Raw genomic sequence first — 13,471 nt, 5'->3', positions numbered from 1 at the left:
TGGCGGGATCGGTCACGCCGGGGTTGCCGAGCTGGGCGCGGACGGGCAGCGCCAGTGCGGCCAGCAGGGCGAGGGTGAGGGTGGCGGGCGAGCGCATGGGGATCTCCTCAGAGCGTGAGCAGGTAGGCGTGCAGGGCTTCCTTCTCTTCCTGCGAGAGCTTCAGGCCCAGCACCAGGTTGAAGAACTCCACCGTGTCGGCCAGCGTGGGCAGGCGGCCGTCGTGCAGGTAGGGAGGGGAATCCTTGATGCCGCGCAGGGTGAAGGTCTTGATCGGGCCGTCGGGCAGCGCCACCTGGTCGTTCACCGTCTTGCCCACCTTGTAGAAGCGCTCCAGCTTGAGGTCGTGCATGCGGTTGTCGAGGAAGTCGGGCGCGGCGTGGCATTCGGAGCAGCGGCCCTTGCCATTGAAGACGCGCTCGCCGGCCAGTTCCTGCGCGCTGGCCTTTTCCGGGATCAGGCGGCCGGTCACGTCCAGCTTGGGCGCCGGCGGGAAGTCGATGATGTTCTGCATCTGCGCCATCATCGCTACCTGGTTGGGGCGGTCGGGCAGATGCACACCCTTGCGCGTGGCACTGACGTGGTCGCCGTTGAAGTAGGCGGTGCGCTGCTCGAACTCGGTGAAATCCTCCACCGAGCGCAGCGAGCGCTTGGAGCCGTGGATCTGCTGGTTGAACAGGCCGCGCAGGCTGGTGGTGTCCAGCCGGAAGCGGGCCGACTGCGGGCGCACGTCCGGCGTGAGGTGGAAGGCGGCATTGGTGTGGAAGTTGGTGTGGCAGTCCAGACAGGCCACGCCCATGCTGGGGGCGGCGACCTTGCGGTCCTCGGTCTGGTTGAACTCCTCCTGCGGGAAGGGAGTGAGCAGCAGCCGCAGCCCTTCCATCTGCACCGGCGTGATGATGCCGTTCATGATTTCGTAGAAATTGCGCAGCGTGAGCGCCTGCCCGCGCGACACATCGCCCAGCTCCGGATGGGTGGTGAGGAAGATGGGCGGCGGGAATTCCGGGGTGAGGTGGTCCGGCAGGTCCATGTCCACATCGAAGCGGCGCAGGTCGCGCTGCTCCAGGCTGGCGATGACGTCGATCTGGCGTTGCGGGAACACCTGGCCGCCGGTGGCCTGCTTCACATGCGGCAGCGGGCGGAAGCCCTGGGGCAGCAGATCGCGCTCGCGGATCTCCTCCGGGCTGAGGTTGGCGAGGCGCTCCCAGCTCATGCCGGCCGCCAGCTTCACCCGCGCGCCGCCCTGCACCGGCTTGCGCCCGCCGGACATCATCACCCCCGGCAGCGGGCGGTCGGCGAGGTCGTAGCGTTCGCCCAGCAGCGCGGCCTGGCGCTGCATCACCGCGGCCTTCTGCTGCTCGTCCATCCGTTTGACTTCGGAGAACGGCTGGGTGGGCAGCGGCCGGTAGGTGGCATCCGGCGGCAGTGGATCGGCCTGCGCCGCTGGCACCAGGGCGGCGATGGAGAAAAGCAGGAATGCCTTCGGCTTGAACATGGTGGTCTCCCAGAAAACCGGCATGCGGAACGAATGCCGCCTGCGCCGGGTCTGCAAGCCTCGTTCCCGAGGCGGCGCCCTTCTCCCCGCCTTCCCCGGCCTTCCCCCTTCTCCCACCTTCCCTCTTTTGCCGCCGGACCGCCCTGGCGGCACCGGCCACGACCGCCGCCGGCCCGCGGGGCGAGCGCTTGCGCAGCGCCGGGCCGCCGGGCGACAGCCCGGGGGCTGCCGGGGTGGGAACCGCCCTTGCTACCTCCCTGGGGAGGCCATGCACGGCCCGTCATCGACATCAACCCAGGAGAGCACCATGCCCGTGAAGACCCTTGAAGACCTCTTCATCCACGAGCTGTCGGACATCTACAGCGCCGAGAAGCAGCTGACCAAGGCGCTGCCCAAACTTGCCCGCGCGGCGACGAATCCGGAACTGGCGGCGGCCTTCGAATCCCACCTGGAGGAAACCCAGCATCAGGTGGAGCGCATCGACCAGGTGGTGGAAGCCACCGGGGTGAAGCTGAAGCGCATGAAATGCCTGGCCATGGAAGGCCTGGTGGAGGAAGGCAAGGAAGTCATGGAGGCGATCGACAAGGGGCCGGTGCTGGACGCTGCCCTGATCGCCGCCGCGCAGAAGGTGGAACATTACGAGATCGCCAGCTACGGCACGCTGCTGGCGCTGGGGCGGCTGCTGAAGTTCGACCGCATAGAGCCCCTGCTGCAGGAAACCCTGAAGGAAGAAAAGGCGGCCGACCAGAAGCTCACCCAGCTGGCCGAAGGCGGCGCCAACCAGGCAGCAGCCGACAAAGGCTGAAGCAGCCGGCGCCAGGCAGGAGCACGGCGGCCCGCGGGCCGCCGTTTTCGTTCCGCGACGGAGGGCGGCGCCCGCGGCCGCCCCGCGGCTTCTCAGCCTCCCTTCTTCAGCACGCTGATCTGGCCGTCGCTCTCCAGGAAAGCGAACCTCACCTCCTCCAGGTCGCAATCCGCCTCGCGCAGCGCCTTGTCGAAATCGGTGGGGCCGACGTGGTTGCGGCGGAGCACATCCTTGAACAGCACTCCGTCCCGCGCGATGAGCACCGGCGAGCCCTCGCTGATCTTCTCCAGCCGGCGGCTGCGGGCGGTGGCGATGGCCAGCAGCAGGTTGAGGCCGATCAGCGTGGCAGCGGCGATCAGCCCGCCGGACACCGATTCGTCGCTGCCGGTGAGGCCATTGGACACACTCTCCGACAGCAGGGTGACGACCAGCAGGTCGAAGGGCGTGAACTGGCCCACCGTACGCTTGCCGGAGACCCGCACCAGCACCAGCAGCACGACATAGACGGTGGCCGCACGCAGCACGAACTCGTACCAGGGCATCTGCATGTCGAACATGGCACCTCCCCTGCACCTTGGGCTGGCGGCCGCCGGGCCCGGCACAACGGCCTTCCGGTTGCCGGCCGCTCAGGCCGTCAAGGCGGTATCCAGGATCATCATCAGCACGAAGCCGCACACCAGGCCGGCGGTGGCGTAGCGCTCGTGCCCCTGGCGGTGGGATTCCGGGATGATCTCGTGGCTCACCACGAACAGCATGGCGCCGCCGGCAAAGGCCAGGCCCCAGGGCAGCAGCGGCGCGCTGTAACTCAGCGCCGCCGCGCCCAGCACCGCCGCCAGCGGCTCCACCAGGCCGGAGGCGGCGCTGATGAGCAGCGCCGGCAGTTTCCTCAGGCCGGCGCCGAGCAGGGCCAGCGCCACCACCAGCCCTTCGGGCACGTCCTGGATGGCGATGCCGGTGGTCAGCGCGGTGGCGTGCGCCGCGTCGGCGCCGGCGGTGGCCACGCCAATGGCCAGCCCTTCCGGGATGTTGTGCAGCACGATGGCGAACACGAACAGCCACAGGCGGCGCGCCCGCTGCAGGTCGGAAGCGTCGCTGCGCTCCGGCGATGCGATGTGCACATGCGGGGTGAAATGCTCCATCGCCATCAGGAAGGCGGCGCCCAGCAGCAGGCCGGCGCCGACGACGAGGGAAGAAGCCCACCGGCCGCCGCCGGCCACCGCATCCAGCGCCGGCACGATCAGCGAGAAGCAGGTGGCCGCCAGCATGACGCCGGCGCCCAGCCCCAGCAGGCTGTCATTCACCCGTGGGTTCAGCTTCTTCACCACCACGATGGGCACCGCGCCGAGCGCGGTGGCGAGCGCGGCCAGGGAGCCGGCGGAAAGCGCATCGCGCACCGGGGCCGATGCGCTCAGCCAGTGCCCCGCCTGCACCAGCCCCAGCAGCAGGCCGAGCGCGACGGCGGCGACGATGGCGAAATGAAGCGGCCGTTGCAGGCCGCCGGCTTTGACGTTCATCCCCTGCTCCCCGCGGGCGGCCCGGCGGGCGCCCCGCTCCGGCGGCGCGCCGCCGGCACCCGGTTCAGCGCTTGGCCTCCACGCCGGGCGCGGCATCCCGCGCCAGGAAGGCCTGGGTGATTTCCGGCAGATGGCTGAGCAGCCAGTTGGCCATCTCCACCTCCTGCGCCAGGATCTCCTCGCACATCAGGCGGGTTTCCCTGTCGCCGGCGGCATCGGCGGCGGCGATCAGCACCGTGTAGGAGGCAATCTCCATGTTCTCGAATACATAGCCGCTCATCGCCCCTTTGACCACCTCGTCAGGCATGAACATGCCGGCCAGCCCCTGGCCGAATGCCACCGCCTTGGCCGCCAGATCCTTGATCGCCGAGGTGCTGCCGCCGGCGCTCTTGATCGCCGCTTCCAGCAGGCGCTGCTGGCCCAGGGTTTCCTGGAGGTGCTGCTCGATGCAGCTCTTCAGCGCCGGGTAGTTCTCCAGGCGCTCGGCCTGTGCTTTCAGCATGCTCTCCGCCTGCTGCTCCATTGCGTGCGCATCGCGCAGCCAGTCCAGAAGGTTGGCCTTGTAATCGGTTGCCATCAGCGTTCTCCATCGGTGCTACGGGTTGGCTGGATACCCACCGGCTTGCGGTGGTCCCGCACTGCTTCGGCAATCGCCATTCCCGTCCCCCTGCCCTTCCCCTGCCGCCGCCCGGCAGGCGGGGGCTGTCCGCCCGCCGTGTAAGGCTTACCCGCCGCGTGCATCGCCGTTACACGGACGGCGAGGCAGGCACGCACGCGGCGGTGGAGTGCGGATGCGGCGCCCGCAGCCGGAGAGGAAGAGCAGCGGCGCAGGCGGCGCGCGGCCCGTCCTGCTCAGCGCTCCGGCGGCGCCGGCCTGCGGATGGGGCGGCGGCGGCCCAGCAGGCTGGCGACGGCCGCCACCAGTTCGGCGGTGGCCACCGGCTTGGCGAGATGGACCTGGAAGCCCGCCAGCAGCGCCCGCATGCGGTGTTCGCTGCGGTCATAGGCGCTGAGGGCAATGGCGGGCAGGTGCTCGGCGAGGCCGAAGCCCTGCTCCGCCTCGTAGCGGCGCAGCTGCTTCATCACCTCGTAGCCATCCTCCTCGCCCAGGGCGACGTCGCAGATCATCGCGTCCGGCCAGGCATCGCGCGGCGTGCCGAACAACCAGCGCAGCGCCTCGGCGCCGGAGGCACTGGCGTGCGACAGCGCGCCCTCGCGCTGCAGCGCCGCCTCCACCTGGGCGCGCGCCTCGGCGTTGTCATCCACCACCAGCACGAAGGCGCCGGCAATGGAGGAAGCCGGCAGCGCCGGGGGCGCGCCACCAGCCGCTGGCGGCGTTTCCTCCACTGCCTGCAGCGGGAACTCCAGCCGCGTTTCCACGATGTCGCCGTCGGCCGTGCGCACTTCGTAGCGGCCGCCGTGTTGTTCGACGATGGCGCGCACCTCCGCCGGCGACAGGCCCTTGTCCTCCGCCAGCGCGCCAGGCGCCGCCGCATGCCGGAAGCTGACGCGCAGATGGGCGCCGGCGCGCTCGATGCGCCACTCCACCCGGCCGCCGGGCGGGCTGGCGGCCACCGCGCGCGAGGCCAGGCTCCACATCGCCTGCTGCAGCCGCCCGGGGTCGCCGACGATGCGCGCCGACTCGGCGGCGATGGTGCTGTAGAAGCCGACGCCGCGGGCGTCGATCTCCGCCCGCAGGCCGTCTATCACCCCCGCCAGCAGGGCCAGCAGGTTCACCTGCTGCATCGCCAAGCCGCGCTCGGCCTGCTCCATTTCCTGCTGCTGGCGCTGCAGGTGCCACAGCTGGGCGTAGAGGCCGTCCTGTTTCATCAGCTGTTCGTGGGTGCCGCGCTCGACGATGCGGCCATGCTCCAGCACCAGGATTTCGTCCGCCTCCACCACGGTGGACAGGCGGTGGGCGATGACGAGCGTGCTGCGGTTGCGGGCGAGACGGTCCAGTTCCTCCTGGATGGCGCGCTCGGAGCGGGTGTCCAGCGCCGAGGTGGCCTCGTCGAACACCATGATGGGCGGGTTCTTGAGGATGGCGCGGGCAATGGCGATGCGTTGCTTCTCGCCGCCGGAGAGGATCACCCCGCGCTCGCCGACCTCGGTGTCGTACTGCGCCGGCAGGGTGGCGATGAAATCGTGCACATGGGCGGCCCGCGCCGCCTCGATGACGTCCGCCAGGTTGGCCCCCGGCCGACCGTAGGCGATGTTGTAGGCGATGGTGTCGTTGAACAGGATGGTGTCCTGCGGAACGATGCCCAGCACCGCGCGCAGGCTGTGCTGCGAGATGTCGCGGATGTCGGTGCCGTCTATGGTGATGCGGCCGCCGCCCACCTCGTAGAACCGGAACAGCAGCCGCGCCAGGGTGGATTTGCCGGAGCCGCTGCCGCCCACCACCGCCACCGTGGCGCCGGGCGGAATGGTGAAGCTCACGTCCCACAGGATCTGGCGGCTGGGTTCGTAGGCGAAATCCACATGCTCGAAGCGCACCTCGCCGCGCGCCACCGTCAGCCCGGGGGCGGCGGCGGCATCCTGTATCTCCGGCTTCTGCTCCAGCAGGCGCAGCATCTTCTCGGCATTGACCACCGCGTCGCGCGCCTGGCGGAAAACGAAGCCGAGGGAGTTCAGCGGCAGGCAGATCTGGATCAGGTAGGCGTTCACCAGCACCAGGTCGCCCACCGACATCCTGCCCTGCACCACGTTGTGGGTGGCCAGCAGCATCACGCTGGCCACCCCGAGGGCGATCACCCCGCTCTGGCCGATGTGCAGGGTGGAAAGCGCCTGCTGGTTCTTCACGCCTATCTCCACCCACTCGTCCAGGATGCTGCCGAAGCGGCGCTGCTCGAAAGCCTCGTTGGTGTAGTACTTCACCGTTTCCTGGTTGAGCAGGCTGTCCACCAGCCGGCCGTTGGCGGTGGAGTCCAGGTTGTTCAGCGCGCGCTGGTAGATCGCCCGCTTCTCGGTGAACACCACGGTGAAGCTGGTGTAGAGCAGGAAGGTGACCAGGATGATGGCGGTGAAGCCATTGCTGTAGTTGAGGCTCATGATCGCGATCACCGCCGCGATCTCCACCAGCGTGGGCAGGATCGTGAACAGGCCGACGCCGAGCAGGAAGCCGATGCCGGCGGTGCCGCGCTCCACGTCGCGGGTGAGGCCGCCGGTGCGCCGCCTGGCATGGAAGCGGGTGCTCAGGCGGTGCAGGTGGGCGAACACCCGCAGCAGGAAGTCCGCCACCGTGCTCTGGGTGACGCGGACGAAGACGAGGTCGCGCAGCTCGCTGAAGAAGGTGCCGAGGAAGCGCAACACGGCGTAGCCCAGCACCAGGAACACCGGCAGCACCACCGAGGCCGGTACCGCGCCGAGCTGGTCGATGATGCCCTTCAGCGCCAGCGGCACCGCCACCGCCGCCAGTTTGGCGAGGATCACCAGTGCCAGCGCCGCCAGGGTGCGCCGGCGATGGCGCGACAGCGCCGACCCCAGCAGGCGGAAGACGAAGGCGGTGGTCGACGGAGAGGCCGGTTCTGCCATGGGAGTCGGGATGCCTCGCCGCGCCGGGGCCGCGACGGTTGAAGGTGGAAGAGCGGAGGCCGGGCTCGGCGTCGAGCGGCGGCCCCGTGGAAACACCGGAGGAAGCAGAGGCGGCAGGCAAGGGGAAAGAAACCCCTCCGCCTCTGCCCGCCACGCCCCGGGCGCACGGCCTCGGCCGCCCCGCTTGCCGGGAGGGCAGTCGGAAGACCGCGCCGCCGTGCCTACAAGCGATCGGCCGGCTGCCAGTAGGCGCGCCGGCCGTAATAGGCGTGCACCTCCTTGGCCCAGGTACTGTCGGCCATGCTCGGCCAGTGGTCCTTGTCGAAGCCGGGCGCGTTCTTCAGCCGCTCGGCGTCCACGTCCAGCACGAAGCACTTGCGGCCGACGTCCAGCGCGAGGGCCGTCCACGGAATGGCGTACAGCCTGTCGCCCAGGCCGAGGAAGCCGCCGGAAGACAGCACCGCGTACGCCACCTGGCCGCTGGGCACGTCGATCATGATCTCCTTGATCTTGCCCAGATCCTCGCCGTCGGCATTGACCACCGCATCGCCCTGCAGCGTGCCGGCGGCCATCACCTCCGGGCCCGGCCCGCGCGGCGTGCCGGTTTCGTTGCCGACGATGGCAAGCGGTTCATCCCCGGGCGGATATGCATCGGCCAGGGCCGTTTCCTCCATTGGGCCCGGCGATGCGCCTGTGCCGCCGGTGGCGGCAAAGCGGCGCATCGCCGGCTTCACTCCTTTGACGGCTGCCCTCCGGCAACGGAGGCGACCGCCTGGGGATCGGCTTCGGAGGCGCCAACGCCGGCCGCCTGCCCCTGGCCGCCCCAGGCACCGCCTTCGCCACCACGCCATCCGCCGCGCGGCGCCACCCGGATGTGGTTCTCCACATCCCGCACGCCCCAGCAGTTGTCGGCGGTTTCCTCGATCGCATACTTCATCGAGCGCTCGGGCACCGTGCCTTCCAGGGTGACGCAGCCATTGCTGACCTCCACGCCGACGTCGCTGACATCCAGCCGGTGGTGCTGGGCGAGGCGCTCGCAGATGAATTCGCGTATGCGTTCGTCCGAGCGCACGTAGCCGCGCGGCCCCTTGCGGTCGCGGGCGACGTCGCTCCAGGCCTGGCCGCCTGCATTCACGCCGTAGCCGCTGCTGGAGCCGCTGGCCAAGGTGGAACGCAGGTCGCCCTGGTCGGCCCCCCAGTGCCCGGGCTGACTGCGCCCGCCGCTACCGGCACGGCTGCTGGACTCACCGGCGCGGGGGCCCCCACGCTCTGCGCCTGCGCCGGGCTTGTCCCGGCCGAAGCCGCGCCGCAGGGCGTAGCTCTGGTCGTAGGGCGCTTCGTCGAAGTCGCGCCCGCCGCCGCGTTCGCTTTCATATTCACCGTAGGCGCCGCCGAAACGCGGTTCATCGCGGCCGAAGGGGTCGGTGGTGTAGTCCTCTCCGCCATAGCGCGAGGTTTCTTCCTCGCGGTAGCCGCGGCGGCCGGCGGGGCGCAGGGCGTCCTCGCCGCGCTGGCCGCCGCGCTGGCCGCCGCCCTGCCGCTGGCTGCCGGCGCCGGCGCGGTGGCCGAAGCGGCGGCCGTAGATGTCCGGCACCTCCTGCTCATCGCGCCATTGCCCGGACGGCGACTCGTAGTCGGAATCCTCGCCCACGCCGCGGGCCCCGATCTCGTTGCGCCGCTGCTCGCGTTCCTGCTGGTAAGGGAAGGACTGCGGATATCGTGTTCTCATCGTCTCGGCTCCTCTTTTCTCCGCCCCTGGCGGGGCGCATGGGACGGAACAGCGCCGCAGCGAGCGGGTGATACACCGCACCTGCCGCCGCCGCGCCTTCCGCCTCCCAGGCGACGCAATCGCCGTGCCCTGCCCGCCCTGCCGCCGGCGCCGGCACGCTGACGCGCCGCGCCGCCGGCCAGGGGGAAAAGCCCCTGCGCCCCGGCCCGGAACCCGCGCCCGCCGGCCCTCTCCGCAGGCGGCGCCGACATGCCGCGACGCACAAACCAGAAAGCGCCGCGCCGGCCGCCCTCGCCACCCACTCCAGCAATTCCAAGGCATTTGGCGCGACCGCCCGCACCTTTCATGCCCCGGGAGGCAGGTCGAGCGCTGCGGCGGCGCAGTAATTCTTTCCCCCGCCGGGCGAACTTACACGGTGGCAGAAGCGGCCCGCCCGCCCTGCGGTTCCTCCGTGCCGGGCACAGCGCTTGCCGTGCCCGAGACACAAGCGATTCCTACGACATAGGTTCCCCAAAATGAAAATTGCGCTCATCAGCGACCATGCGTCGCCGCTTGCCGTGCAGGGCGGTACCGACAGCGGCGGCCAGAACGTCTACGTCGCCTATGTCGCCCGCGAACTCGGGCGCGCCGGCCACACGGTGGATGTCTTCACCCGCCGCGACGATCCCGGCCTGCCGCCGGCCATCGCCTTCGCCCCCAACGTGCGCGTGCTGCCGGTGGCCGCCGGCCCCGCCCGGCCGGTGCCCAAGGAGCGGCTGCTGCCCTACATGGCGGAGTTCGGCGAGCGGGTGGCGCAGCACTGCGCGCCGCCCTCGCGCCCCTATGACGTGGTGCATGCCAACTTCTTCATGTCCGGCCTGGTGGGCCTGCGCCTGCGGCAGGAGTTCGGCCTGCCGCTGGTGGTCACCTTCCACGCCCTGGGCAAGGTGCGCCGCCTCCACCAGGGCAGCGCCGACACCTTCCCGGAAGCCCGCCTGCGCATCGAAGAAACGCTGGCGCTCAATGCCGACCGCCTTATCGCCGAATGCCCGCAGGACAAGGCCGACCTCATCTCCCTCTACGGCGCCGACGCGCGTTGCATCTCCACCGTGCCCTGCGGGGTGGACATCGCCGAGCTGGGGCCGGGCGACGGCGGCGCGCGCCGGCGCCTGGGCCTGGCGGAGGATGAATTCGTGGTGCTGCAGTTGGGCCGCATGGTGCCGCGCAAGGGGGTGGACAACGTGATACGGGCGGTGGGCGAGCTGCGCCGCCGCCACGGCCTGAAGGCCAGGCTGCTGGTGGTGGGCGGCGAATCCGCCGAGCCGGATGCGGCACTGACGCCCGAAATAGGCCGCCTGCAGGCGGTGGCCCGCGAGGCCGGCGTGGACGGACAGGTGGTGTTCACCGGCCGGCGCGAGCGCCATGCCCTGCGCGACTTCTACGCCGCCGCCGACGTTTTCGTCACCACGCCCTGGTACGAACCCTTCGGCATCACCCCGCTGGAGGCCATGGCCTGCGGCTGCCCGGTGATAGGCGCCGACGTGGGCGGCATACGCCACACGGTGGTAGACGGCAGCACCGGCTACCTGGTGCCGCCGCGCGAGCCGGCGCAGCTCGCCGACCGCCTCGCCCGCCTGCAGCGCGATCCGGCGCTGGCGCGCGCCTTCGGCAAGACGGGCATGCGGCGGGTGCGCCGCCTGTTCACCTGGCGCCATGTCGCCGGGGCGCTGGAAACCGTCTATGGCGGCCTGCAGCCCTCCCCCACCCGCCAGACCACTGAAAGGATGATCAGCCTATGAATACCCAGACCCGCCCCCTGGAAGGCAAGACCGCCCTCGTCACCGGCGGCGCCCGCGGCCTCGGCAAGGCGCTGTGCGACGCCCTGTGCGGCGCCGGCGCCCGCGTGGTGGTGGTGGACGTGCGCTCCGACCTCGCCGAGCAGGCCACGCGCCAGCTGGTGGAGTGCGGCCACCAGGCCATGCACTGCGTGGTGGACGTCGGCGACGACATCCAGGTGGCCGACTGCATCGCCGCCGCCCGCGAACGCTTCGGCGGCATCGACATCCTGATCAACAACGCCGGGGTGGACTACACCCTGCCCATCGGCGAGCTAGAGGTCGCGCAATGGGACCATGTGATGGCCACCAACCTGCGCGGCCCCTTCCTGTTCACCAAGCGGGTGGTGGCGCAGATGAAGCCGGGCGCGGGCGGCCACATCGTCAACATCGCCTCCACCGCCGCCAAGCGTGCCTGGCCCAACGCCTCCGCCTACCACGCCAGCAAGTGGGCGCTGCTCGGCTTCTCGCATGCGCTGCATGCGGAGCTGCGGCCGCAGGGCATCAAGGTCACCGCGGTGATCGCCGGCGGCATGCGCACGCCCTTCCTGCTCGACCGCTTCCCGGACATCGACCCCGGCGTGCTGCAGCCGCCGGAAGCAGTGGCCGCGGCGGTGCTCCAGGTGCTCACGCTACCGGCCGGCAGCGTCATCGGCGAGATCTCGGTGCTGCCGATGGGAGAAACCTCATGGCCGTGAGCATCACCGTCGATGCCGCTGCCGCCGCCGCGCCGGTGCCGGCGGTGTTCATCGACAAGGACGGCACCCTGATCCACGACCTGCCCTACAACGTGGACCCGGCGCGGGTGCGCCTGCGCGAGGACGCCGGGCCGGCGCTGGCGCGGCTGCGGCAGGCCGGCTACCGGCTGGTGCTGATCACCAACCAGGCCGGCCTCGCCCACCAGAAGTTCGAGGAAGCGGCACTGCTGCCGGTGTGGGACATCCTCGCCAGCCTGCTGGGCCTCTACGGCGTCACGCTGGACGCGATCTACTACTGCCCCCACCACCCGCAGGGCAGCCACCCGGAGTTCGGCCGCGGCTGCGACTGCCGCAAGCCGGCGCCCGGCCTGCTGCTGCGCGCCGCCCGCGAGCACCGGCTGGACCTGCCGCGCTCCTGGTTCATCGGCGACATCCTGGACGACGTCGAGGCCGGCCACCGCGCCGGCTGCCGCACGGTGCTGCTGGACGTCGGCTCCGAAACCGAATGGCGCAGCTCGCCGCTGCGGCGGCCGGACCGCGTCGCCGCCAGCCTCACCGAAGCGGCGGCCGACATCCTGGCCGCCACCGTGCCAGCCGGCGCCGCAATGGAAATGGCGGAATGAAACGGCCGCCCCCGCATTCCGGCGCGCAGGCTGGCGCCCCCCCGGCCGCGCTCGAAGGCCTGCCCGGCGGCGCCTGGATGGCGCAGCGGGTAGCCGCGCCCGGCAGCGCGGCGGCACCGCCGGTGGCGCTGCCGGCCGCCGCCACCTCGCCCTGGGCCCAGGCCGGCCGCATCCTGGCGATACGGCTGGACAACCTCGGCGACATCCTGATGACCACGCCGGCGCTGCGGGCGCTGCGGCAGCAGCTGCCGGGCCGCCACATCGCCCTGCTGGCCGGCGGCGCCGGGCTGGCGCTGGCGCCCTTCCTGCCGGAGGTGGACGAAGTCATCCCCGCCGCCTGCCCGTGGGTGCCAGGCCCGGCGCCGACGCCGGCGGCGCTGGAGGAAACCCTGGCGCGGCTGCGCGCCGGCCGCTTCGACGCCGCCGTCATCTTCACCGTCTACAGCCAGAGCGCACTGCCAGCGGCCATGCTGTGCTGGCAGGCCGGCATTCCGCTGCGGCTGGCCTACGGCCGCGAGAACCCCTACCACCTGCTCACCGACTGGATCGCCGACCCGGAGCCGCACGAGCTGCTGCGCCACGAGGTGCGCCGCCAGCTCGACCTGGTGGCCCGCGTCGGCGCGGTGGCCGACGACGACCGCCTGTCCTTCGCCATTCCGCCGCAGGCACGCGACCGCGCCCGCGCCAGGCTGGCCGAAGCCGGCATCGATCCCGGCCGCCCCTACGTGGTGGTGCATCCCGGCGCCAGCGCGGCCTCGCGGCGCTATCCGCCGGCGCAGTTCGCCGCCGCGCTGCGCCGGCTCGCCGAACTGAGCGGCCTGCGGGCGCCGCAGCTGGTGTTCACCGGCGACGGCGGCGAAGTGGCGCTGGTGGAAGAAATCCGCCTCGGCGCCGGGCCCTCGGCCACGCTGGCCGGCAGGCTGCAGCTGGGCGAGCTGGCCGCGGTACTGGACGGCGCGGCCCTGCTGCTGGCCAACAACACCGGCCCGGTGCACCTGGCCGCCGCCCTGGGCACCCCGGTGGTGGATCTCTACGCCCTCACCAATCCGCAGCACGCGCCGTGGAAGACCCCGGCGGCGGTGCTGTACGAGGACGTGCCCTGCCGCTACTGCTACCGCAGCGTCTGCCCGCAGGGCCACCACGCCTGCCTGCACCTGCTGGCGCCGGAGCGGGTGGCCGCCGCCGCCCGCCAGCTGCTGGACGAAGGCGCCGAAACCGCGGCGGCCCCGGCTCCGCGGTGCCCACCCCCGGTGGGCCATCC

At 71.3% G+C, this 13,471-nt stretch carries 12 protein-coding genes; 5 read left to right on the top strand and 7 right to left on the bottom strand.

What is annotated here, in order from left to right; translation table 11 throughout:
* Positions 1 to 107: 107 nt before the first annotated feature.
* Positions 108 to 1,493: a cytochrome B6 gene (locus GRF61_RS20300; RefSeq protein ID WP_169152443.1), complete on the bottom strand. Its 1,386-nt coding sequence runs from the start codon at positions 1,491 to 1,493 to the stop codon at positions 108 to 110.
* A 307-nt stretch (positions 1,494 to 1,800) separates the two neighbouring features.
* Between GRF61_RS20300 and GRF61_RS20295 the strand changes: the two genes are divergently transcribed.
* Complete coding sequence (locus GRF61_RS20295) at positions 1,801 to 2,298, top strand: ferritin-like domain-containing protein (protein WP_169152442.1); 498 nt, start codon at positions 1,801 to 1,803, stop codon at positions 2,296 to 2,298.
* 92 nt (positions 2,299 to 2,390) lie between these two features.
* Here GRF61_RS20295 and GRF61_RS20290 read toward each other — a convergent pair whose 3' ends face one another.
* The 6 genes from GRF61_RS20290 to GRF61_RS20265 all read right to left on the bottom strand — a co-directional run bounded on the left by GRF61_RS20290 (position 2,391) and on the right by GRF61_RS20265 (position 9,075).
* Entirely contained in the window at positions 2,391 to 2,855 is a 465-nt protein-coding gene (locus GRF61_RS20290) for a YetF domain-containing protein (protein WP_169152441.1), read from the bottom strand.
* A 69-nt stretch (positions 2,856 to 2,924) separates the two neighbouring features.
* Positions 2,925 to 3,812: a ZIP family metal transporter gene (locus GRF61_RS20285; RefSeq protein ID WP_169152440.1), complete on the bottom strand. Its 888-nt coding sequence runs from the start codon at positions 3,810 to 3,812 to the stop codon at positions 2,925 to 2,927.
* A 64-nt stretch (positions 3,813 to 3,876) separates the two neighbouring features.
* Positions 3,877 to 4,389, bottom strand: coding sequence for a DUF892 family protein (locus GRF61_RS20280; RefSeq protein ID WP_169152439.1), 513 nt, complete (start codon positions 4,387 to 4,389; stop codon positions 3,877 to 3,879).
* Between the two features lie 275 nt (positions 4,390 to 4,664).
* Positions 4,665 to 7,346, bottom strand: a complete 2,682-nt coding sequence (locus GRF61_RS20275; RefSeq protein WP_169152438.1) for an ABC transporter transmembrane domain-containing protein — start codon at positions 7,344 to 7,346, stop codon at positions 4,665 to 4,667.
* Between the two features lie 221 nt (positions 7,347 to 7,567).
* Positions 7,568 to 8,020 (bottom strand): PRC-barrel domain-containing protein, encoded by a 453-nt coding sequence (locus tag GRF61_RS20270; RefSeq protein WP_169152437.1) that lies wholly within the window; start codon positions 8,018 to 8,020, stop codon positions 7,568 to 7,570.
* Between the two features lie 56 nt (positions 8,021 to 8,076).
* Positions 8,077 to 9,075 (bottom strand): BON domain-containing protein, encoded by a 999-nt coding sequence (locus GRF61_RS20265; protein ID WP_211166110.1) that lies wholly within the window; start codon positions 9,073 to 9,075, stop codon positions 8,077 to 8,079.
* A gap of 515 nt (positions 9,076 to 9,590) precedes the next feature.
* Here GRF61_RS20265 and GRF61_RS20260 point away from each other — a divergent pair.
* From GRF61_RS20260 to GRF61_RS20245, 4 genes are all read left to right on the top strand, one after another.
* Positions 9,591 to 10,853, top strand: coding sequence for a glycosyltransferase family 1 protein (locus tag GRF61_RS20260; RefSeq protein ID WP_169152436.1), 1,263 nt, complete (start codon positions 9,591 to 9,593; stop codon positions 10,851 to 10,853).
* Positions 10,850 to 11,587, top strand: a complete 738-nt coding sequence (locus tag GRF61_RS20255) for an SDR family oxidoreductase (protein ID WP_169152435.1) — start codon at positions 10,850 to 10,852, stop codon at positions 11,585 to 11,587. Before GRF61_RS20260 ends, GRF61_RS20255 begins: the two co-directional genes overlap by 4 nt.
* The gene (locus tag GRF61_RS20250) at positions 11,578 to 12,210 is read left to right on the top strand and encodes an HAD family hydrolase (RefSeq protein WP_169152434.1); all 633 of its coding nucleotides are present in this window, start codon (positions 11,578 to 11,580) and stop codon (positions 12,208 to 12,210) included. Before GRF61_RS20255 ends, GRF61_RS20250 begins: the two co-directional genes overlap by 10 nt.
* On the top strand, positions 12,207 to 13,471 hold a 1,265-nt coding region (locus GRF61_RS20245; protein ID WP_248281359.1), incomplete at its 3' end, for a glycosyltransferase family 9 protein. The genes GRF61_RS20250 and GRF61_RS20245, both read left to right, overlap by 4 nt.

The organism is Azoarcus sp. TTM-91 (assembly GCF_012911025.1).
Lineage (GTDB): Bacteria > Pseudomonadota > Gammaproteobacteria > Burkholderiales > Rhodocyclaceae > Azoarcus.
The sequence above is the reverse complement of the archived record's forward strand: the minus strand, read 5'-3'. Positions and strand labels throughout refer to the sequence as shown.